Raw genomic sequence first — 20,079 nt, 5'->3', positions numbered from 1 at the left:
ACTGCTCCACGAAGGTGCTCTTGTGAGTCTCGGAAATTTAGAACCAACGGCGGCAGTGACAGGGCGCCTGCAACAAATAGCGTATGCTGAAGGTTTTCTGTGTGATGCACAGCGGGTGCATTTTACTCCCCTACCGAACATAGTAGTTTTTAATGATTCCACCATCACATAGAGTGTGGGCGGCAATCGTCCATCATACCCCAGTCGAGGGCCCGATACAGCCTCTATAGGAGCAGCGAACATAGCCACGCGGGCAGCGAGTGCCCGGAAGTGCCCTCTGGAGGTCGAGTATCATGAGAGCCATAGATATTTCTATCATCGGAGCCACGGGGGCCGTCGGAGCTGAGCTAATCAAGTTGCTGGAATCGAGCCAGCTTCCGGTCTCTCGTTTGCGGTTGCTAGCGTCCCGCACCTCGGTTGGTCGCCGCTTGAGGTTTCGAGATGAAATCTGCATCGTGGAGCCACTCGACGAGATCGACGACACCCAAGCCGATATCGCATTCTTTTCGGCAGGGCGCGCGGTAAGCGCCAAATACGGTCCTCTGTTCGCAGCCCAGGGCGCCCTAGTGATCGACAACTCGAACGCCTTTCGAATGAACCCAGACGTACCGCTCCTCGTACCACAAATTAATCCTAATGCGCTCGCGGCTCGCCCGCGTTCGGGGATAGTGGAAAACCCAAACTGTTCCGCGATTCAGCTTGTCCGAGCTCTCAGACCATTGGTAACAGCCTTTCATGTTCATCAGATCATTTTGACCACTTATCAGGCGGCCTCGGGGGGCGGCCTGAAAGGGATCGACGAGTTATTGGAAGGATCCAGAGCCGCACTGGCTGGACGCGCGCCGCCACGCGCGAAGCATTTCCCTTTTCCCCTTGCGTTCAATGTAATACCGCAAGTTGGTGAGATCACCTCGGAGGGGGTGACTTTAGAAGAACGCAAGCGCCTTCAAGAGTCTCGAAAACTCTTAGGTCTGCCTCATCTGCGGTTAACCTCCAGCTGCGTTCGGGTTCCCGTAGTAAATGGCCATCCGGAGGCGGTTTATCTCGAGCTAGAAGAGTCCGTTCATGTCGTACAGGTTCGTGAGCTACTGACGTTAGAGCCCGATTTTCGGCTCTCTGTTGGCGGACCTCATGTAGGATATCCGACGCCGCGCCATCTCACAGATCCTGCGATTGTTCACGTCGCGCGCGTGAAAGTAAACCCCGAGAATCCGTACTGCCTCTGGATCGTTGCAGATAATCTTAAGGTGCGGCGCTTAACGCACCTCTCATCTTGAAGCTTGCAATTTCCAACAACGTGATTGGTGGCCAATGAACGCAACAATTCTGAAATTCGGAGGCTCTAGTTTTCAGCACCCTGAAGACTTCGGTCGAGTCGCTCGGCATTTAGCCGAGCGACTCGCGGCGGGGGAGGACAAAATCGTTGCCGTGGTCAGTGCAATGTCGGGTACGACCGACAACCTCAAATCAGTCATGCTCGGCGTCAATAAGCAAGTAAAACCATCGAACCTCGATGCGGCACTCGCAACTGGAGAGATGCTCAGTGCCTGCCTGCTGGAGGCCGCCGTGAGCCGGCAAGGGATTCCCGTGATGTCTTTAAACGGCTATTCTCTTGGCATATGTACGAATTCAAGCTTTGGTCGCGCTTCAATAGAAAGCGTAGATCCTGATTCAATTATTGCAGCACTAAAGGAAAATGACATTGTCATTGCCACGGGCGGACAGGCAATCAATCAGTCTGGCAGGTTAACGTTTCTCGGCAGAAATAGCTCTGATCTGACAGCTGTCGTGATTGCCTCCATGTTGGGAGAGCGCTCTTGTGAAATATACTCGGACGTTCCGGGCGTCTATACAGCAGACCCCTATCTTGTGCCGGGAGCGAGACTGATACCCAAGATTGGCTATGGGACAATCGCACGAATGTCGAGATATGGCGCAAAAGTACTGCACCACAGGGCGGTGGAGCATGCGGAAAACTACTCGGTCACCATTGCTTGCAAATCACTTACAAGCGACGGAGTAGTTAGTGGCACAATTGTCACAGGGCATGATAATGCCCCCTCAGTGACACTGGCTCGCGACGCAGCGGTGTTATCGTGCGGCAACCTTGCGGAACGCAACAAGCTCCGGGTGCTTCTTGATCAGGAGGACGTCAGCGCAATCTGTACCGAGGACAACCGCGGGGCCGGATTATGCATCTTAAGCGACGTTGATTTTGCCCTTCGGATTGTCGCGCTGGCCGGCAATCGCGCGGTTTCCGTTGCCTCAAGAACTGCAGTGACTGAGCTAGATTCTTCAACGTTGCGCATCTATTTGGAAGACGACTATACGCGGGCGATTTGCCGGGCGCGCGAGATCCATGAAAGAATCTATCCCGGAACAGACGGCGAACCAGTAGCGTCGAGAACGGCTAAGCAGCGCTCCGCTCATAGTTCGCTCCTCATCGGTCCGAATTACGCGCCAAAAAATTCGCAATGAGGCCGTTCAGGGGTGCCGAAGCGGATGGGGCCGCCGCTTGAGGCTGTCGGTCCTCTCCGCGCGTGGGCAACGCGTAAAAAGCAGGAAAATGAGCAAACATTGAGTTTGCTTTCATCCTTTCCCGGCATTTGAATAGTAGTCACTTCAAAGCAGATTCGATGGTGCGCAACGGCTCCAACATCAGTGGAATCGAGGGCGCGGGGGGAGGGCGCAGGTCGACAAAGCTACCGTAGACAAATCACCTGAAATGCCTAGTCGGAAAGTGCGTATCCGATGGACCATACTGTGCGTATGAGTTCCTGTTCGCCCATGCTATTGAGAGCCGTTCGCAAGCGGCCAATGTGGACATCTATGGTGCGGGGGCCAACATGAACAGCGCGCGGCCAAGCCGCGGCCCGCAGTTCATCCCTGGAGTATACCTTATGCGGGTTCTTCATGAGGTGGCGCAACAATCGAAACTGCATCGGAGCAAGATGAATCGTACGTCCATTCCGCCGCACGCGATAGCTGCTGACATCCAGTTCGAGATCGAGAAAGGTCAAGAGTTCTCTTTTGCTGGGGGCGGGATCCCAATTCGCCTCGTGCCAGATCGCGCCAATACTTGTCATGAGTATCTCGGGCGACAATGGTCTGCTCAGAAACTGGTCGGCACCGGACTCAAGCATCTCTTTTCGACTTGCTTCGTCACCTTCGGCCGCAAGCGCGATAATCGACATTGACTGGGTTCGGCGGTCCAGGCGGAGGCGTTCACAGAGTGTCTGCGTCTCCACACCGGGTATACGTGATTCGAGAAGCAGCAGATCCGGCGCCGTTGTCTGGAGGCGCTTCGCAAGTGCTTCGCTATCGCTCACGCCGGCTACAAAGAGGCCCCTGCTCTTTACGGTATATTCCAAGAACGTGCGAAAGCTGTCGTCTGCCGCGGCGATCAGTACCAATGGCGGCGGCAGGAAACCCGTATTAGTAGCGTCGTTCGACATCGTAGACCCCTCAGATTTGCCTTCGACCTGCCGCTCAATTTGTGGTTCTGTCGAATTTGAATTTTGGACACGAAGAGCACTCTGCTGCGACTGATAAGGCGACGTTTGATTACATAGTATGGGAGACAGGATTGCCGACGCAATGATTGGCCGCCGACACTATGCTTTCAAGTCAGCATGATTGGACCGGACTTTGATGCGGTTCTTTTTTATCGGCGCGAAGGGCACTCGATGGTGATTAAATTCACTTGTCTCCTTTCTTTAGTGATCGGACGCGGTAGTAAGTTTCCGTCCGAAGTCTTTAGCATTGCCGCGGCGGCAACTATTTTGGCGATATAGGTCAAAGATTGATCAACGCTCTGCTTGACCTCGTCCACAACTGCTGCGGCATCTCTGTTCTCAACGCCAGCAGCTATCCTTTCGCGCCAATCTCCGCGGTTGGTTTGTATCCCAGAAATGTAATGAGGAAAAAGCAAATTTAAGTATGGCCCCGTTTTTAGCCAAAGTGAATTGATGATTGGAATAAGGTTTGGCATCGCGCATGGGGCATAAAGTTGGCGCTGAAACTTATATACCAGCGCAAGGTCCGCACGACGGTCACCGGCGGCACGAGCCGTTTTCAGTTTTGCCGATGTCTCGCGCAACCTTGCCGCAATCTCCGTTGTACCCCTTAGCGCAGCGCGCTCTGCCGCGAAGCACTCGATGTGCAAACGAATGTCCTTGAGTTCCGCAATTTGCTGGGGCGTTAGAAGCGGTATGAAGGCGGATCTGTTCGCTTCACCATGTAAAACACCCTCGGATATCAAGCAATAGAGGACCTCACGGACAGGAGTTGCGCTCATTGCAAAGTCTTTGGCTAGGTTTCGGATGGTGATTTTCTCGCCTGGAGGAAACTGCCCGCCGCCTATCAAAGCACCTAATTCCTCGTAAACATGGTCTCTCAGGACAGCGGATCTTGAGGTGCTCAAATTATCCTCCAGCTTTCAGATCCTCGCAACGGGGGCATTCCAGAAGTCGTGAAACAAACAGTATATGGGTCTAAATGGGGATCACAAATCGGGCATGCAAATGTCAGTCGTTCTCGCCTCATCTCATCGGCCCTCCGCGACCGTGGTCCGCGCACTCCGTGACGACATGCACTGCAGATCGGCTCGAACGCGCAATTTACCCACGGGAATACCCGAAAGACGGGTGTTATGGACGGGCACTAGCTATGTCCCGGATGGACGCACAGAGCTGGGTGACCTCATCCTGACTGTGGTCCGCAGTCAGGCATACGCGCAAAGCAGCCTTGTCTCGGGGTAGCGTTGGATAGAATGCTGCGGCCACATAAAAGCCGCGCCGCAATAGCTCGGCCGCCGTATCCACAGCTGCCCGAGACTCACCAATCGGAATCATCCGGATCGGCATTCCGTCACCTGATGATTGCGTCGGGGTTCTTTCGTCAAAAGCTTGAATAACCCTACTCAGGCGGGCCTGGCGCTCACCCAATTCCGTAGAACGATGAATCTCTGCTGATGCTAAGGCACCCGCAATTGCGGCCAAGTCTGGCCCCATTGAGAATGCGTGCGGGACGGCGTAACGTCTAAGCAGTTTCTCCTGTTCGTCCGTCCCAAGCATGAGAACACCGCCGGTCGCTCCAAAGCCCTTGCTTAAAGAAGCCGCGATAATTGTGTTTTCGCCGAGATCTGCGATTTGGGATTTGGCATATCCTTGGCCATGCCTTCCGCGGATTGAGATGCCATGCGCATCGTCGATGTAGATGAATAGCCCATAACGTTCTTGGAGACGCAATAGCTCACTGATCGGGGCATTTCCGCCCATTGAATACACACCATCGCATATGTAGGCGACGCAAGTGTGTTTCTGACAAATACCCTCCAGTTCCTCAACGTCATTGTGTCTAATTTGCAGAACCTGCGCATCTTCGGCCAAAACGGCCTTATGGTATGCCAAAGTGGCATGTGCAAATCGGTCGAAGACCAGTACCGGCTCACGTCCTCTGGTGAAAGCCCCGCATGCGAGCAACGGGAGCGCGCTCATGTTCGCCGTCAGAACCAACGAGTAAACGACTATCCGAGCATCGAAAAGTTCAGATAAGCTGTTTTCGAGATCTCCAGTTAGCGAAAAATTCAATCTCGTGCGCGCACCGGACCATTGTATTGAGCGATATGACGCTAATGCTGCTATTGCAGCGTCCACGATCAGTGGATGGTTATCAAGCCCGAGATAGCTGCCTCTCGCGAAGTCGATAACTGATCGTCCCGGCCCGATCTCCACATGTCGATGCTCAAGCGACCGAGCATACAGGGTCATTATTCCTTTGGAGTACGCGTAGTCGAAATCTGATCTCGACCTCTCAATCACACTTGCAAGATTACGGAATCTCTGCTTGTTCACGTCACTCTCCATCGACATGACCATAAGATAACTGCGCTTGTTTTATCTTAAGCGGTCAACGTTCAATCCCATCACACCGCGGCTCAAAGTTCATAAACGGCAACGTCGTTAGGCCGTTCTGAGGGAGCCTGCATAACAGCGGGTCTGCACCTCATGTCCCGTAGCACCAAGTCCCGGCTTCAAGCCAATCCTAGTAGCTGGTCAAGGAGTATCAATAGCCGTGCCAACTCCGCCGAGGGAGCGCCAGAACAGATTATCTGTAGATCTTTCAAGGCTAAGTTTCGCACAGCAGGATTTCGTTCCAACGTGATCGTGTCGCATCTTGAACCAAACGACAGCAGTTGTCAGTTTTTCGACATCACCCGAGGCAGTCGGTTATGACACCTTCGCGACGTCCTACTATCCGTACCGCTGTCGCAGCCGATATGCCGAACCGCTCCGCTGCGGCGCGAACCGTCATACCATCATTCAACGCTGTAGCAATGCGCGTTCGCAAATTCAGAGAAAGAGGTCGCACCATCATTGCCGGCCTCCAGCAACGATCTTGAATCACAAAACTAAAGCCAAGGGAATCTCCGCACGATTCCTAGCGCTGACAGACTCTAGCAGGCTGTTGAAGAAGTCTCTGGTTTGGCTTTTAGGATGGCCTCGTCTCCGCTGTCGTATGCAAAAGTGATCTCGATCACGCCATCATCGAGTAACTCGGCATGACCGTCGCCGGAGACTTCGTCCATTTCGTCGCATCCGGCCCATCGGAAGAAGACCATGGACGGGCTGTAGCCGAGATCGAGGCTCGCTTGCATCGCACCGAAGCCGATTTCGCCATGGCCATTGGCCCCGATGGTGATTGTGGCGGGCTCAACCAGGTCGAGATAATCCCGATCCCATAGATCGGCCGCGACGATCCGCCAGCGGCCAATCAGGTGGCAGTTCGCGGCCGCGCTCATGACGACACCGCCATCAGTTTCGGCAACCGCACCAGATTGTAGGCGGCGGCCGTGAAGGTGAAGGCCCATCCGACGCGGTCGCGGTCGCGGCCACGGAACTTCGTCTTGTCCTGCCCCGCGACGGTCTTGATCCAGCCGAACGCCTCCTCGATGCGCTTGCGGAGGCGCAGACTGACCCCATAGCCCGAATGGCGCGTCGTGCGCCCATCAATGGCCGAGCGGGGACCATTGATGTTCTGCGCCACATGCGGCGTCACCTTCATCGACCGCAAATCTTTGACGAAGTCCTTGTGTCATAGGCCTTGTCGGCACCCAGCGTGATCGCTTGTGTCCGCTCAGTGAAGGGCTCGATCATGGTAAGCGCCGCGACCCGTTCGGCATATCCGCTGGCCTCAGTCAGGCAGGCATCGACCAGCAGGCCATGGCGGTTTTCCATCAGCCCATGCCCCATGAAGGACAGCTTGGCCTCCTTGCCCTTTCCTTTCTTATCAAGTCTTGCATCTGGGTCGGTCGTTGAAGCATGCGTCTCGTTGGAGCGCCTTTCGCCATGGAAGTCTGCTTCTGCATTCCGACCACCGCCATCCGATGGTGGTTCGCCATGATCGCCCCTTGGGCCGTCCTTCGGCTTGAAGCTCTTCATCGACGCCCAGGCTTCGATCAGCGTGCCATCGACAGAGAAGTGGTCCGTTGACAGCAGCCGCTTTACCTTGGGCTGCGAAAGGATCGCACCCAGGAGCTTCGCGGCGATGTCACAGAGCTGGCTCGGTTTGTCTGAACAGTTTGCGGCGTTTTGCTAAGTGGATTTCCGCCTCGATTATGCTGCCATCATCATTGGCGCCAGCGCGTTGAAGTAGGCCTGATCCGGCGTCTGCCGGTCAAGGGATGAATGTGGGCGTCGGCTATTGTAAAAGGTCAAATATCGGCGAATGCCGACGCGGGCCTCGGACACGGTCTTGTAAGCATGGAGGTAGGTGAGTGGCGCGGGGCATTGCAGCCCCACGCTCTCCCAGAACCGGACGTGAACCTCTCGATTCATCCGGCTCCCATCATCCAGCCGCTCGTCCTATGGTCCAGTGGGCGAACAGTTTGGGGTTGCGTCGCCGAAGCGAGCGTAACCATTCCCAGGCCGCCAACGTGTGCCCCCGGAACCGTTTGTATTTGCGAGACACCCATCGCACGATGAACGCATCAATCGTGCGCAGTCCCTCACGAAGCCTGGAGGGATAGAAACGGCCGTAGTAGCGCACCCACCCAACGAGAGCGGGGCGAACCCACTTGGCTATTTCCTCCAGATCAAGGTCGCTCCGAAGATGCAGTCGCCACCTGCGCACCTCGAGCCGCATTCTCTTGGCAGCCTTATCGCTGACAGCGGGAATGACGCTGACGAAGCGCTTGTGGTTGCGGCCGATCGCTACTCTCGACCGGAATGTATAGCCGAGAAAGTCGAACGATCGCTCCGGGTAGTCTCCCGGGCGATTTGCATCCTTGCAGTAGACAACCTTGGTCTTTTGCGGGTGCAGCTGTAGCTGGCACTCCGCAAACCTCCGTTCCAGCGCTTGACGTAACTCAAGCGCCTGCTCCTTGCTTACGCAATGGCAGATCGCGTCGTCTGCATAGCGTTCAAACGGGATGGTCGGAAACTCCCTCTGCATCCAGCGATCGAACGCGTAGTGAAGAAAGAGATTCGCCAGCACGGGGCTACGCGCTTACCCTCCTGTCGCTTGCCATCATGTGAATCTTCGATGCCGGAAAGGGTGGGGCGGTGGGCGTCGATTGAAGCCGAGCATCGGCCAGACTCGGCGCCTGATGCGTCAATGGTGCTGTTTGATCCGATTGTTCAAATACTGGCTCCTGCGGATCCGAATCGGCTTCAGCCCTGGGTCCGATGCTGCAACTAGTTCACTCCCACTCCTCCTCAATCGGCTGAGGCTTTTGGAGCGCTCAATCGTGATCACTCCGCTCGCAGCAACACAGCATCTCGGTTCGGCAAGAACAGCGTGATAGGTATTACTAACCGACAGCAAAGTACGATCAACGACCTGCATCTCTCGCGTCTAGAGCAAATCCTGTTCAATTCGGATCATATCCAGCAGCCTTGAAGTAATTGGCGCATTCTGCGGGGGTGAAGCGGGGTATCAAGGCGCCAACTGCATCCCACAGGGCGTCAATCTTTCGCTCTGCCCGACCTCGCAGCATCGCCTTCAGTTTGGAGAAGGCGTTCTCGATCGGATTGAAGTCTGGGCTGTCAGGGGGCAGGAACATGAGCGTGGCGCCGACACGTTCGATGGAGTCGCGTACACCGGCTGTCTTGTGAGCCGGTAGGTTGTCCATGACCACCACGTCGCCGATCTCCAGGGTAGGCCCCAATACCTGTTCGACGTAAGCCAGGAAAGACACTACCGTTCATGGCGCCATCGTAGACAAACGGCGCGGTCATCCCAATGGCCATGTGGCACGCCAGCTCGGCAACGCTCACCTCGAAGTGCACGTCCGCGTAGCCGTGCCATCTTGGTCGAAAGGCCGGTTTCGTCGATGAAGATCAGCTTTTCTGGATCGAGATCCAGTTGGCCGTCGAACCAGACACGCCGGCGCTTTAGGACATCCGGCCGGTCCTGCTCCAGTGCGTGGGCGGTCTTTTTTTAAAGGTCCATCCGCGGCCTCGAAGCCAAGCGCCAAGTGCGCTGCGGCTGATCTTCACCTGCCGCTCGACAGACAAACGTTCGACCATTCATCGAGCGTCACGTCCTTACGCTCTTCAATCAGTGTGACAACGAATTCCTCGTGTGCATCCACCGCCGACGGGCGTCTCCACCCTTGCGGCCGAGCAGTCAGCTCACCCTCTTTCGCTCTCGCAATCCAGCGGATCGCCGTCGAAATCCCAATTCCGAACCGAGCTGCGGCCTGTCGAGCCGACATTCCCGCCGCAGACGCTTTCAAAACCCGTATTCGAAGATCATCGCTCAGTGCTTGTCCCATCATCCACCTCTTCTCTGTGGATGTTTGAATCAGCTTCGATGGACGCCGTCACATCACAATCGATTCATCGATCGCAGGACTTGCTCTAGCGATTCGACCGATGTTCGGCGATGATCACCTTTTAGCTGGGGGCACTTGTGCTGGTGCGGAGAGGTGGGGGGCCTCTGGTTTTTCCTGTTCGGTCGGAGATGGTGCGATCGACCAACTGATTAAGTCGACCGCGCGCTCAAGTGTTGCCTCGGTCCGGGCAAGGCTGGGTGAGGCTGCAATAACATGTCCAATAGCGTCAAGGTAATCGCCGTTCCTGGCGATCGTCTTCTTAGGTTCAACATACAATTTGACCTCAGCGACACCTGGTACGGCCGCCGCCCGACTGCCGCCATCGATCCAATCAAGGGTGCCGTCGCGGTCAGGAATAAGGTACCGTGTGGCCGCAACGTCTGAACGGCTTCTGCGCAAATTCCATTCCTCGCCGATGACAACCTTGATGTGCTCGGCAACGAGATCGACACCATAAGCCAGTTGAACCCTTTGAGGATTGGTCCCACCCGAAAGACGTGGATTGACTTCAATGACAACTGGACCACGCTTCGTCCACCGGAACTCAATGCTCGTTGGGCCCCAATCAAGGCCGAGAGCTTGCAGACAGGCTAGCGAAACATCGGCAATACGCTTATGCGCGTCGTCAGTTAGCGGTGCCGGATAGGTGCACTCACGAAAGATGAAATGGGGCGGGGAGGCAAAATCAGCGGTGCCAATCCCAACGACCTCATTTCCCATTATATCAGCGCCATAGAAAGGACCTTGTGCAAATTCTTCAACTAGTATCCTTGGCAACGACTTCCATGTGTGCTTTCTGCTCAATAGATAAGTTGTGTGTTCCGCTAATTCATTGACACTGCGACACAATCGGACACCGCTGCTGCCCGTACCCGCGGCTGGCTTAACAACCACCGGCAGGCCGATCTCCGCAGCATATCTTTCTACGTCCGTCGCGCTCGCTGCCAAGCGATAATCAGGCATCGGCACACCGGTTTGCGCGAGAAGCTGACGTTGAGCGAATTTGTCGCAGCATCGTTCAATCGATGCAGGGTTGGGTCCCGGGAGATCGAAATGCCTGCAGAGTTTGCCGACTGTCGCATAGAGCGACTCGTCGAGGGTCGTAAAGCCGGTGATGCCAGCTATGTCATGCTTCGCGCGCAGGTGGGAACATTCGTCGATTAGTGCACCGAGATTTTCTGTATCCACTTGGATTACGTCGACTCCTTCCGCTGCAAGATAATCGTACTCGGTTGGATCAGCCGACAGAGTAATTGGATTGAGGCCAAGTCCTCGGGCTTCTTTTAAGTACATTGGGCCAATACTTCTGTGGCCTTCAAGCAGGATGAGCGTCCTTCTTGCCATTGGCGATGACCTCCGTTGCACTCTTTGGGCGGTCTGAGGATCAGCAGGCATCAGCCTTTGTTCGTGCCTGGCCCAGATTCGAGGTGAAGGTACCATTGTCCGCGATCTATAATTGCAAAGAATTTGTAAACTTTGTTGAATGATTTTTGAATGTTGATGGTTCGGTTCATTCTCTCAACCTGACCGTTGGTCCATGGATGCTTTACCTTGGTGGTGCGGCGCTCGATATCGTTAGTGGCGCAGGTATATTCGAAGGCATGGGCCAGAAAGGTTCGCCATTGGCGATTGCTTCTTTGATCAGCGGCACAGCGGAGCCTCCAGCACCGGGCGTGGTGAACTGGATCCCGTTGTCGGTGAGCACGGTGTGGATCTTGTAGGGGACGGCTGCAATCAAGCGCAGGAGGAACTCGCGCGAGACGGCGGTGGTCGCCTTCTCGTGCAGTTCGATGAAGGCAAACTTCGAGGTGCGATCGATGGCAACGAACATGTGTAACTTACCCTGTTCGGTGCGCACCTCGGCAATGTCGATGTGGAAGTAGCCGATCGGGTAGCTCTTGAACTTCTTCTTCGCCGACCTGTCGCCGTCGACATCTGGCAAGCGGCCGATGCCGTGACGCTGCAGCAACGATGCAGCGAAGACCGCGTAAGATGCGGGATTGTCGGCGGCAGTGCATAGAGGCAGTCATCGAGCGGCAACAGCGTATACCGGCGAAAGGCAACGATAACAGCCTCCTCCTCGACGGAGAGCACCGTCGATCTCGGCTCTTTCGGGCCGGTCGGAAGGTCCGCTACCGAGGACCGATTCCGCCACTTGGCGACGGTCTTCTGATTGATTCCATAACGCTTCGAAAGCGTCCTCAGGCTCTCTTGACTATGTTGTATCGCTCGACGGACTGCCTCTGTCGTCGTGGCGCTCCCATGAGGGCGTCACGACACGAACTGGTGAATCTGTCCGACTTTTGAGAACGTATCCGGAACTCAGGTTAGTTTAACCGTGGATGTCGTTGCTTTTTCGGCCCTGAGAGCTTCGTAGAGGGCGGTCTTCGGATTCTCACGCATGCATCCGACCTACAAGGCTCTGAGCGAGTTCGGCCGCGCGGTCAAAACCATCTTTCTGTGCCGCTATCTACGCCAAGAGGCGGGAAATCCACGAAGGCTTGAACGTTGTTGAAAACTGGATCAGTGCCAACAGCTTCGTCTTCTTCGGCAAGATCGCCACCAGATTTCGGATGGCTTGCGGCCTGAACAATACGCCAATACCAATCATGGGCGATAGAAACGCTACAATAATCTGACGCAAAATCTCATTTTAAGTCGGGATAATCGCGACAAACCCCACGGCCGCCTTTCGCCCCGTGCAACCTAGCAGCCCCTTGCGTCACATCTTCTAATTATGGCCTCCTTCGCGCGCAACTCGCATTGACGCAGATCAAATCTGTGAGCCCCTGCTGGTTGTATAGATTAGACACCGCTGAACTGAAGCGGACGCGCCCATATCGGATTCAATGTGGATGAGACCACCTATGAAGAGGAAAAACAAACTCGTCGTGGCCTTTGCTGCCACGCTCGTCTCGGGAATTTCCGTGCTCGCCCTTGCCGCCGGAGGAGGGGCAACCGTGGCGGATCCCGGGGCCATGGAAGGCAAGCACTTCGATCCCAAGGGCAAGATGCCGTCAAAGTATACGATCGAACTTCAGCAGGCGCAGCGCAAGTCGCTGCCTTTTGAGGACAAGCGTGATTTCGAAGAGGCCAGTAAGGGTTTCATCGCTGCACCTCCTTATAAAAGCATCATGGCCGAGGCCGGCAACGTCGCCTGGGACATGGGCATCTATGAGTTTCTGCTACAGGGCAAGGATTTCGACAGCATCAACCCATCGCTGCAGCGTCAGGCGATCCTGAACATGGCTTACGGACTTTACGAGGTGGTGCCGGGCAAGATCTACCAGGTTCGCGGTTTCGACCTCGCCAATATCAGCTTCATCAAAGGCGATACGGGCTGGATCGTCTTTGATCCATTGACGGCGAAGGAAACCGCCAAGGCAGCACTCGACTTCATCAACGAGAAGCTTGGCGCACGCCCCGTGGTTGCGGTTGTCTATTCCCACTCTCATGCCGACCACTGCGGCGGCGTGCGCGGCGTGGTGGACGAAGCGGACGTGAGGAGCGGAAAGGTGCCGGTGATAGCGCCAGCCGGCTTCATGGAACATGCTGTCTCGGAGAATGTCTATGCGGGGAACGCGATGAACCGGCGCATGTTCTTTCAGTATGGCGTCTTGCTGCCGCGCAGCCCGTTCGGTCACGTGGACCAGTCTATCGGCAAGAATACTGCCGCCGGTAACCTGGGCCTGATCCAGCCGACGTGCTACATCGAGAAAGATTTCGAGACGTTGACGATCGATGGCGTCACGATGGAATTCCAGAACACGCCGGGCACGGAAGCGCCGGCGGAGATGAATACATGGTTTCCGCAGTTCAAGGCTTTCTGGGCGGCAGAGAACATTACCGGGACCATCCACAATATCTACACGTTGCGCCCTCGTGCGCGATGCGCTGGCCTGGTCGAAGCATGTCAACACCGCTCTATACCGTTACGGGACAGAGGCAGAGTTCATGTTTGCCGCCCATAGTCGCTGGGGGAACGAACGCATTCAGGAGGTCATGCGGGCACAACGCGACACCTATGCGCATCTCAACAACAATGTACTGCACCTTGCCAACCAGGGCGTCACGATCAACGAGATCCAAAATGTCTACAAGCTGCCCGCCAGCCTTCAGAAACAGTGGGCAGCGCATAGCTATCACGGGTCTGAGGAGCATAATAGCCGCGCTGTGCTGAATCGCTATCTCGGCTACTGGGATGGCAATCCGGCGACCTTGATCCCGCTATCGCCACGCGAGTCTGCACCCCTGTATGTCGAGATGATGGGCGGCGCGGAAAAAATTATTGCCAAGGGTACACAGCTCTACGGCGACGGCAAATATCGTGAGGCAATGGAGATCATGAACAAGCTCGTCTATGCCGAGCCCGGCAACCAGCGAAAGATCTTCTGGCGGATATCTTTGAGCAGATCGGCTACCAAAAAGAGAGCCCGAGCGTGCGCAACAGCTTCCTCGCCGCCGCCTACGAACTTCGCCACGGCATGCCGAAAGGTACTGCGCCCAAGAGCAGTGGGGTCGACACGATCCGGGGGATGACCACCGAACTCTGGCTCAATTTCCTCGGAATTCGCCTCGACAGCAGCAAGATCGAAGGTCTTGAATACGTCATCAACCTCATCACGCCTGACAATGGCGAGGAATATGTGGTTGAGGTCAGCAATGCGTTCCTCACAAACATCAAGGGGCAACGGGCCAAGGATCCTGATCTGACGATCACGGTCAATCGTACCGATCTTGAAACCATCATGGCGGGTACAGCAACGTTTGACGATCTGATCAAGGCCGGCAAAGCCAAGTTCGACGGCGATCGCGCCCCGTTCGACAAACTCGCGAACGCTCTGGACACATTCAGTCCGAACTTCGAATTAATGCCGGGGACATGCCAGGAAGAAGGCGTTTCAACATCGTCGGAAACCCCGTTTGCGGCGGAGGAGCCGGCTGACACTTCGGGTGGTTGATCTGCAAGGGAGCAACCGATGCCGTGCCCAAGTGCCGCATAAACCGCATGCCTCCGCCGAAGGCCGTCTGCCTTGATTTTATAAATGGCTTTAAGTTCATGCCTTACGTCATGCGCTACAGTTGTCTCACAAATTGAGGTTCTGCCTGCCGATGCCCTGGGCCGTCGGCGGGATGGGACGGATGAAGAGAAGATCCTTCTGTTCTTTCAAATGGCCAAAATCGCACATTCGGGCCGGTTAGGCCCATTAATGATGTTCAGGGGCCGTCGTAGCTTTTTCGGCCCTGAGAGCTTCGTAGAGGGCAGTTTTCCCGATTTTCACGCGGGCCGCGGCCTCCCGGACGTTCAAACCGGCCGCCAGATGCTGACGGGCTTTGGCAAGTTTCTCCGGGGTTACGACAACTTGTCGGCCACCGCGCCGGCCGCGCTCCTCTGCGGCTTGCAGACCGGCACGTGTTCGTTCCCTGATCAGATCGCGCTCGAACTGTGCCAGCGCCCCGAACAGATGGAAGACCAGGCGACCGCCGGGTGTCGTGGTGTCGATGTTTTCGGTGATGGACCGGAAGCCGACGTCTTTGGCCTCCAGTTCGGTGATGATCTCGATGAGGTGCTTCATCGACCGGCCGAGGCGGTCGAGCTTCCAGACCGTGAGCGTGTCGCCGTCGTGAACGTAGCGGATCGCCTCCGCCAATCCGAGCCGGTCAGTCTTCACGCTGGATGCCTTATCCTCGAACAGCCTTTCACAACCTGCTTTGCGCAAAGCGTCGAGTTGCAGGGCGGTGTCCTGGTCGCCGGTGGAGACCCTTGCATAGCCGATAGAGGTCATGAGACGTGGTTTGTCCGATTTGCCGTTCAAGAACAAGGTTTGCGGACAAAAACTGTGGATGCCGCGAAACGGTCGTTTGTCGGACATGGATTCCAGTTCGCTGCGGTCTCCGCAACGAAACTGGAAGCCGAAACAATGGCACGAAGAGCACTGCTGAGCGAGATATGGTGGCTACAGGCGACAACCATCCTGCAGGACGAAAGGGAGATCGCCAAACATTACACGCTGGACCGGCCGGATCTCGACCTGATCATGCGGCAGAACAAGGCCTCGAACAGGCTGGGCCTTGCCTGTGTCATGGCCTTGCTGCGATATCCCGGCCGACCGCTTGCGGATGGCGAGGTCTTGCCGTCTGGCGTTTTGCGGTTTCTGGCACGGCAGATCGGCGTCGATCACCGCGAGATCGATCGCTATTTCGAGCGCCCGCAGACACGACGCGAGCATCTCGCCCTGCTTTTCGACAGGATGAAAATGCGCCCTTTTGCGCCCGCGGACGTGAAAGCGCTCACCGGCTGGCTGACGCCTGCCGCGCAAAGCCTGCGCCAGGCCATGCATTGGCGGATATGGTGGTGGAGGAATTGCGCCGCCGCCGCATTCTCCTGCCTGCGCGCCCCGCCCTTGAAGCCATCCTTCATCTGGCAATCCGGCACGGGGTCCGCATCGCCTACCGGGCGCTGGCGGGCGGATTGTCGGAGGGCCACAAGCTCGACCTGGACAAACTTCTCGACCCGCGTGAGGGGACGAGCGTCACCGTCCTCGCTTGGGCGAGGACACCAGCATTATCGCCAGCCGCCGCCAATCTCGACAGAATAGCCGAGCGAATTCGCTTTCTTCGGTCCCTAGACCTGCCCGTGACGCTGATGGAGCGCATTCCGGCCAAGGTCTTTGATGAATTTGCCGCAGAGGGGATGCGCACGAGCGCCCAACATCTGCGCGACCTCAACTCAGAACGCCGGTATGCTGTGCTGGCGGCGACGGTGCTGTATCTTTCCCGCCAATTGACCGACGGCGCCATCGACATGTTCAAGAAGCTCATGGGCATGTTGACGCGGCGGGCCGACAATCAGGCGGCCGCCCGCGTCACCCGCTCCGTGCGGGAGGTGCAGAAGCCACTGAAGGACGTTTCGAAAGTTTGCCATGCGATCATCAAGGCCAAGGAGAAAGGGGAGGATATCGCCAAGGCGCTCGAACAGGTCGTTCAATGGCCAGCCTTTGCCGCCAGTGTCCAGGCGGTCGACACGCTGATCGCGCCGGATGTCATCGACGGCAAAATCGAAATGATCCAGCGCTATCCGACGATCCGGAAACTAGCGCTGCAATTCCTCTCGACACTCGTGTTCCGCGGCCACGCCGTGGCGGCGAATCTTTTGCGGGCGCTCTCCGTGATTGCCGATCTCTATCGTACAGGGAAACGGGCAATACCGGACAACGCTCCCATATCCTTCGCGCCGAAAGGCTGGATGCCGCTTGTTCCCAACACTCAAAGCCGGTGACATCGTCACCCTCGATAATCTGGGAAGCCACAAGGGAAAGCCCGCCCGCGATGCGATCCGAGACGTCGGTGCACATCTCTTCTTCCGTAAGCGCGAATTTCTGCGCACCTTCTGAAGGTATCCATCCGGCGAAGGCCGTCTGTCTTGATTTGCTGATTGGCTTTAAGTCCATGCCTTATGTCATGCGCTACAGTCGTTTCCCCCATTGAGGTTCTGTCCGTCGACGATCTTGGTCGCCGTCGAGATTGGTCGGATGAAGAGAAGGTGCGGATTGTCGAAGAAAGTCTGCACGGATACCGGCAGGGTTCGGCGACAGCCCGGCGTTATGGATTGTCGCGGTCATTGTTGACGACCTGGCGGCGGGAGTACCGAAGCGGGCTTCTGAGCGTTTCCGGATCAACGAGCTTCGTGCCGCTTTCGATTTTGCCGCCGCCTGCAGCATCTTCCGAGATGATGGCTCCACTCCAGGCGGACGGCGATAAGTTGATCGAGATCGGCCTGCCGAATGGCCGGCGACTGACGATCCCAGCCTCGCTTGATCCGACCATCCTTGCCCGCCTGTTGCCGATCCTGGATGCATCATGATCGCGTTTCCGGCTGGGGTGAAGGTGTGGATCGCGGGCGGCGTGACAGACATGCGTTGCGGTATGAACAGCTTGGCGCTGAAGGTGCAGGAAGGCCTTGGCCGTGACCCTCATGGCGGCGAGGTCTTCTGCTTTCGTGGTCGCAAGGGTGATCTGATCAAGGTCCTGTGGCATGACGGGGTCGGCATGTCGCTTTACCTGAAGCGGCTGGAAGCTGGAAAGTTCATCTGGCCGGTCAGCCAGAATGGCTCCGCCGTGCCGGTGTCGGCGGCGCAGCTCGGCTATCTCCTGGAAGGGATCGACTGGCGCAATCCGCGCTGGACGCAACGACCTTCCAGAGCAGGCTGATCGCTCGCATTACCCTGTTTTTGTTGGGCTTTCAGCGACTTCCATGATAGCTTTCTCCCATGGATGATGCTGCTTCGGAGATAGCCAGACTGCGCGCCGCGCTTGCGGCATCGGAAGCGCGTGCCGCGTCTGCCGAGGCTGATCTCGCACAGGTGCGCGCTGTCGTTACGACATCGGAGGCGATGATCCGGCACCTCAAGCTCGAGATCGCCAAGTTGCGCCGCGAGCAGTATGGCCAAAGTTCGGAACGCCGCGCCCGGCTGATCGACCAGATGGAACTGCAGCTCGAAGAACTCGAGGCAGACGCCACCGAAGATGAGATCGCGGCGGAACGCGTCGCGGGAAAGATCACGAGTGTTTCCGCCTTCGAACGCCGTCGGCCGGCCCGCAAGCCGTTTCCTGATCACCTGCCCCGAGAGCGCCTGATCATTGAAGCTCCCTCGACTTGCACCTGCTGTGGCTCAGCCCGGATTGTGAAGATGGGAGAGGACGTCACCGAGACGCTGGAGGTGATCCCGCGCCAGTGGAAGGTGATCCAGACAGTGCGCGAGAAGTTTACCTGTCGGGATTGCGAGAAGATCAGCCAGCCGCCGGCACCTTTCCATGCGACCCCACGTTGATGGGCAGGACCGAATTTACTGGCGACGATCCTGTTCGAGAAGTTCGGCCAGCATCAACCACTGAACCGTCAGGCCGAGCGCTACGCCAGGGAGGGTGTCGATCTCAGCCTCTCCACGTTGGCTGACCAGGTCGGGGCGTGCGCGACGGCGCTTCAACCAATCCATGACCTGATCCGTGCCCATGTTTTTGCCGCCGAACGGGTGCATGGTGACGACACCACGGTGCCGCTTCTGGCTCGGGGCGCAACACGGCAGGCAAGGTTGTGGACCTACGTCCGCGATGACCGTCCCTTTGCGGGCGGCGCGCCTCCCGCAGCCCTCTTCCACTTCTCTCCCGATCGCGAGAAGACCCATCCCAATAGGTATCTCGCCGGATGGCATGGCACCCTGCAAGCCGATGCCTACGGTGGCTACAACGACCTCTATCGTGCCGACCGCAGCCCTGCGCCGGTCCACAGCGCGCTCTGCTGGAGCCATGCGCGGCGCAAGTTCTTCGAACTCGCTGATATCGCCGGCAACGTGCGCAAGGGCAAACCTGCCCACGAGATATCGCCCGTCGCGCTCGATGCCGTGGCCCGCATCGACGCGCTCTTCGACATCGAGCGCGGCCTAATCGGAATGCCTGCCAAGGATCGGCTTGCTGCCCGACAGCAGCATGCTCGTCCGCTCGTCGAGGAACTGCACGATTGGCTCATGGCCCAGCGTGCCCAGATGTCGAAGCACAATCCCGTCGCCAAGGCGATCAACTACATGTTCGAGAAGGAAGGACGCTGGGAAGCCTTCACCCGGTTCCTCGACGACGGCAGGCTTTGCCTTTCGAACAATGCGGCCGAACGCGCCCTGCGCGGTATCGCTCTCGGAAGAAAGGCATGGCTATTCGCCGGTTCCCAGCGCGGCGGCGAGCGTGCGGCCTTCATGTATTCCCTAATCGTCACGGCAAAGATGAACGATATCGATCCGCAGGCCTGGCTGGCGGACGTGCTCGCCCGCATGCCCGGCATTCCCGTATCACGGCTGCCGGAACTGTTGCCCTGGAACTGGTCTGTCGCAGGCCATGCCAGGCAGGTTGCCGCTTGATGGCGCGGCCGACGCATGTCTACACGATCGGTTACGTTGCCACGCTGATCGGCGAGAACCTCGAACTCCTCCAGGAAATCGCCAGCAATTCCGACAACATCGATTATGGCGAGATGATCCACGCTTATGACGGCAGCGACGAGGGCATCACGACCTTCACCGAACGCGGCGTCGAGAGCTTGAAGGAGTTTATCGCCGATATCCGCACTTGGGAGGGCGGTGTTCGGCAGTTCCTCAACGACGAGCAATGCGATCCTGAAAAGATCGAACGCATCATGGCAGACGAGCCGAAATCATAACTGTCGCGGCCTCCACCGAATGGATACTTCTGAA

At 56.9% G+C, this 20,079-nt stretch carries 14 protein-coding genes and 11 pseudogenes; 12 read left to right on the top strand and 13 right to left on the bottom strand.

The annotated features are described in order from the left end of the window. Positions 1–293: 293 nt before the first annotated feature. Together RCCGE510_RS30425 and RCCGE510_RS30420 are read left to right on the top strand one after the other, a co-directional pair. Positions 294–1,315, top strand: a pseudogene (locus RCCGE510_RS30425) (aspartate-semialdehyde dehydrogenase). Next, positions 1,312–2,478, top strand: a complete 1,167-nt coding sequence (locus tag RCCGE510_RS30420; RefSeq protein ID WP_007636809.1) for a uridylate kinase — start codon at positions 1,312–1,314, stop codon at positions 2,476–2,478. The pseudogene RCCGE510_RS30425 and the gene RCCGE510_RS30420 overlap by 4 nt, the downstream one beginning before the upstream one ends. A gap of 251 nt (positions 2,479–2,729) precedes the next feature. Here the strand turns inward: RCCGE510_RS30420 and RCCGE510_RS30415 are convergent, their stop codons facing one another. The 12 genes and pseudogenes from RCCGE510_RS30415 to RCCGE510_RS30365 all read right to left on the bottom strand — a co-directional run. Further along, positions 2,730–3,455, bottom strand: a complete 726-nt coding sequence (locus RCCGE510_RS30415; protein ID WP_007636808.1) for a response regulator transcription factor — start codon at positions 3,453–3,455, stop codon at positions 2,730–2,732. Between the two features lie 209 nt (positions 3,456–3,664). Next, positions 3,665–4,423, bottom strand: a complete 759-nt coding sequence (locus tag RCCGE510_RS30410) for a GntR family transcriptional regulator (protein ID WP_007636807.1) — start codon at positions 4,421–4,423, stop codon at positions 3,665–3,667. A gap of 226 nt (positions 4,424–4,649) precedes the next feature. Beyond that, positions 4,650–5,855 carry an aminotransferase class I/II-fold pyridoxal phosphate-dependent enzyme gene (locus RCCGE510_RS30405; protein ID WP_240539725.1) on the bottom strand — a complete coding sequence of 402 codons (1,206 nt, stop codon included), beginning with the start codon at positions 5,853–5,855 and terminating at the stop codon, positions 4,650–4,652. Between the two features lie 358 nt (positions 5,856–6,213). Next, positions 6,214–6,375: a helix-turn-helix domain-containing protein gene (locus RCCGE510_RS36025; protein ID WP_276310700.1), complete on the bottom strand. Its 162-nt coding sequence runs from the start codon at positions 6,373–6,375 to the stop codon at positions 6,214–6,216. 82 nt (positions 6,376–6,457) lie between these two features. Continuing rightward, positions 6,458–6,802 (bottom strand): hypothetical protein, encoded by a 345-nt coding sequence (locus RCCGE510_RS30400; RefSeq protein WP_007636804.1) that lies wholly within the window; start codon positions 6,800–6,802, stop codon positions 6,458–6,460. Beyond that, positions 6,799–7,553 (bottom strand): annotated as a pseudogene (locus RCCGE510_RS30395) (IS5 family transposase); the annotation flags it as partial. The gene RCCGE510_RS30400 and the pseudogene RCCGE510_RS30395, both read right to left, overlap by 4 nt. 63 nt (positions 7,554–7,616) lie before the next feature. Continuing rightward, positions 7,617–7,772 (bottom strand): annotated as a pseudogene (locus RCCGE510_RS30390) (integrase core domain-containing protein); the annotation flags it as partial. A 76-nt stretch (positions 7,773–7,848) separates the two neighbouring features. Next, positions 7,849–8,496, bottom strand: coding sequence for a group II intron maturase-specific domain-containing protein (locus tag RCCGE510_RS30385; RefSeq protein ID WP_007636794.1), 648 nt, complete (start codon positions 8,494–8,496; stop codon positions 7,849–7,851). Beyond that, positions 8,388–8,673, bottom strand: a pseudogene (locus RCCGE510_RS36100) (hypothetical protein); the annotation flags it as partial. The gene RCCGE510_RS30385 and the pseudogene RCCGE510_RS36100, both read right to left, overlap by 109 nt. Positions 8,674–8,872: 199 nt before the next feature. After that, positions 8,873–9,778 (bottom strand): annotated as a pseudogene (locus RCCGE510_RS34185) (IS630 family transposase). Positions 9,779–9,892: 114 nt separating this feature from the next. Beyond that, a complete protein-coding gene (locus tag RCCGE510_RS30370; RefSeq protein WP_007636791.1) occupies positions 9,893–11,182 on the bottom strand; it encodes an acetyl-CoA carboxylase biotin carboxylase subunit family protein in 1,290 nt (429 codons plus the stop codon). A 155-nt stretch (positions 11,183–11,337) separates the two neighbouring features. After that, positions 11,338–12,064: pseudogene (locus tag RCCGE510_RS30365) on the bottom strand (IS481 family transposase); the annotation flags it as partial. Positions 12,065–12,242: 178 nt separating this feature from the next. On the opposite strand from RCCGE510_RS30365, the pseudogene RCCGE510_RS34985 reads away from it, so the two are divergent. Next, a pseudogene (locus tag RCCGE510_RS34985) lies at positions 12,243–12,390 on the top strand (Tn3 family transposase); the annotation flags it as partial. Between the two features lie 459 nt (positions 12,391–12,849). Continuing rightward, positions 12,850–14,799, top strand: a pseudogene (locus RCCGE510_RS30360) (alkyl sulfatase dimerization domain-containing protein). A gap of 246 nt (positions 14,800–15,045) precedes the next feature. Here RCCGE510_RS30360 and RCCGE510_RS30355 read toward each other — a convergent pair. After that, positions 15,046–15,624 carry a recombinase family protein gene (locus RCCGE510_RS30355; RefSeq protein WP_037080465.1) on the bottom strand — a complete coding sequence of 193 codons (579 nt, stop codon included), beginning with the start codon at positions 15,622–15,624 and terminating at the stop codon, positions 15,046–15,048. Between the two features lie 135 nt (positions 15,625–15,759). Here RCCGE510_RS30355 and RCCGE510_RS34175 point away from each other — a divergent pair, with 135 nt between their 5' ends. From RCCGE510_RS34175 to RCCGE510_RS35815, 8 genes and pseudogenes are all read left to right on the top strand, one after another. Next, a complete protein-coding gene (locus RCCGE510_RS34175) occupies positions 15,760–16,437 on the top strand; it encodes a DUF4158 domain-containing protein (protein WP_081525817.1) in 678 nt (225 codons plus the stop codon). Positions 16,438–16,475: 38 nt separating this feature from the next. Next, positions 16,476–17,117: a hypothetical protein gene (locus RCCGE510_RS30350; protein WP_081525816.1), complete on the top strand. Its 642-nt coding sequence runs from the start codon at positions 16,476–16,478 to the stop codon at positions 17,115–17,117. Next, positions 17,092–17,202: pseudogene (locus tag RCCGE510_RS34980) on the top strand (IS630 family transposase); the annotation flags it as partial. The gene RCCGE510_RS30350 and the pseudogene RCCGE510_RS34980, both read left to right, overlap by 26 nt. Positions 17,203–17,294: 92 nt before the next feature. Further along, a pseudogene (locus tag RCCGE510_RS35820) lies at positions 17,295–17,456 on the top strand (IS66 family insertion sequence element accessory protein TnpB); the annotation flags it as partial. Positions 17,457–17,567: 111 nt separating this feature from the next. Then, complete coding sequence (locus tag RCCGE510_RS36020) at positions 17,568–17,702, top strand: hypothetical protein (protein ID WP_007636769.1); 135 nt, start codon at positions 17,568–17,570, stop codon at positions 17,700–17,702. Next, a complete protein-coding gene (gene tnpB, locus RCCGE510_RS30340; RefSeq protein ID WP_007636762.1) occupies positions 17,699–18,049 on the top strand; it encodes an IS66 family insertion sequence element accessory protein TnpB in 351 nt (116 codons plus the stop codon). Before RCCGE510_RS36020 ends, tnpB begins: the two co-directional genes overlap by 4 nt. Before the next feature lie 59 nt (positions 18,050–18,108). Then, a pseudogene (locus RCCGE510_RS30335) lies at positions 18,109–19,746 on the top strand (IS66 family transposase). Next, positions 19,746–20,045, top strand: a complete 300-nt coding sequence (locus tag RCCGE510_RS35815) for a hypothetical protein (protein ID WP_007636760.1) — start codon at positions 19,746–19,748, stop codon at positions 20,043–20,045. The pseudogene RCCGE510_RS30335 and the gene RCCGE510_RS35815 overlap by 1 nt, the downstream one beginning before the upstream one ends. The last annotated feature ends 34 nt before the right edge of the window (positions 20,046–20,079 follow it).

Origin of the sequence: Rhizobium sp. CCGE 510, from assembly GCF_000292525.1 — a bacterium.
Taxonomy (GTDB): domain Bacteria; phylum Pseudomonadota; class Alphaproteobacteria; order Rhizobiales; family Rhizobiaceae; genus Rhizobium.
This window is presented reverse-complemented; position numbering and strand designations above follow the sequence as displayed.

Bases quoted from the DNA above. Each gene is read 5' to 3' on its own strand.
- RCCGE510_RS30420 (WP_007636809.1), top strand. From the start codon at position 1,312: ATGAACGCAACAATTCTGAAATTCGGAGGCTCTAGTTTTCAGCACCCT.
- RCCGE510_RS34175 (WP_081525817.1), top strand. From the start codon at position 15,760: ATGGCACGAAGAGCACTGCTGAGCGAGATATGGTGGCTACAGGCGACA.
- RCCGE510_RS30400 (WP_007636804.1), bottom strand. From the start codon at position 6,802: ATGAGCGCGGCCGCGAACTGCCACCTGATTGGCCGCTGGCGGATCGTC.
- tnpB (WP_007636762.1), top strand. From the start codon at position 17,699: ATGATCGCGTTTCCGGCTGGGGTGAAGGTGTGGATCGCGGGCGGCGTG.
- RCCGE510_RS30355 (WP_037080465.1), bottom strand. From the start codon at position 15,624: ATGACCTCTATCGGCTATGCAAGGGTCTCCACCGGCGACCAGGACACC.
- RCCGE510_RS36020 (WP_007636769.1), top strand. From the start codon at position 17,568: ATGATGGCTCCACTCCAGGCGGACGGCGATAAGTTGATCGAGATCGGC.
- RCCGE510_RS30415 (WP_007636808.1), bottom strand. From the start codon at position 3,455: ATGTCGAACGACGCTACTAATACGGGTTTCCTGCCGCCGCCATTGGTA.
- RCCGE510_RS36025 (WP_276310700.1), bottom strand. From the start codon at position 6,375: ATGGTGCGACCTCTTTCTCTGAATTTGCGAACGCGCATTGCTACAGCG.
- RCCGE510_RS35815 (WP_007636760.1), top strand. From the start codon at position 19,746: ATGGCGCGGCCGACGCATGTCTACACGATCGGTTACGTTGCCACGCTG.
- RCCGE510_RS30370 (WP_007636791.1), bottom strand. From the start codon at position 11,182: ATGGCAAGAAGGACGCTCATCCTGCTTGAAGGCCACAGAAGTATTGGC.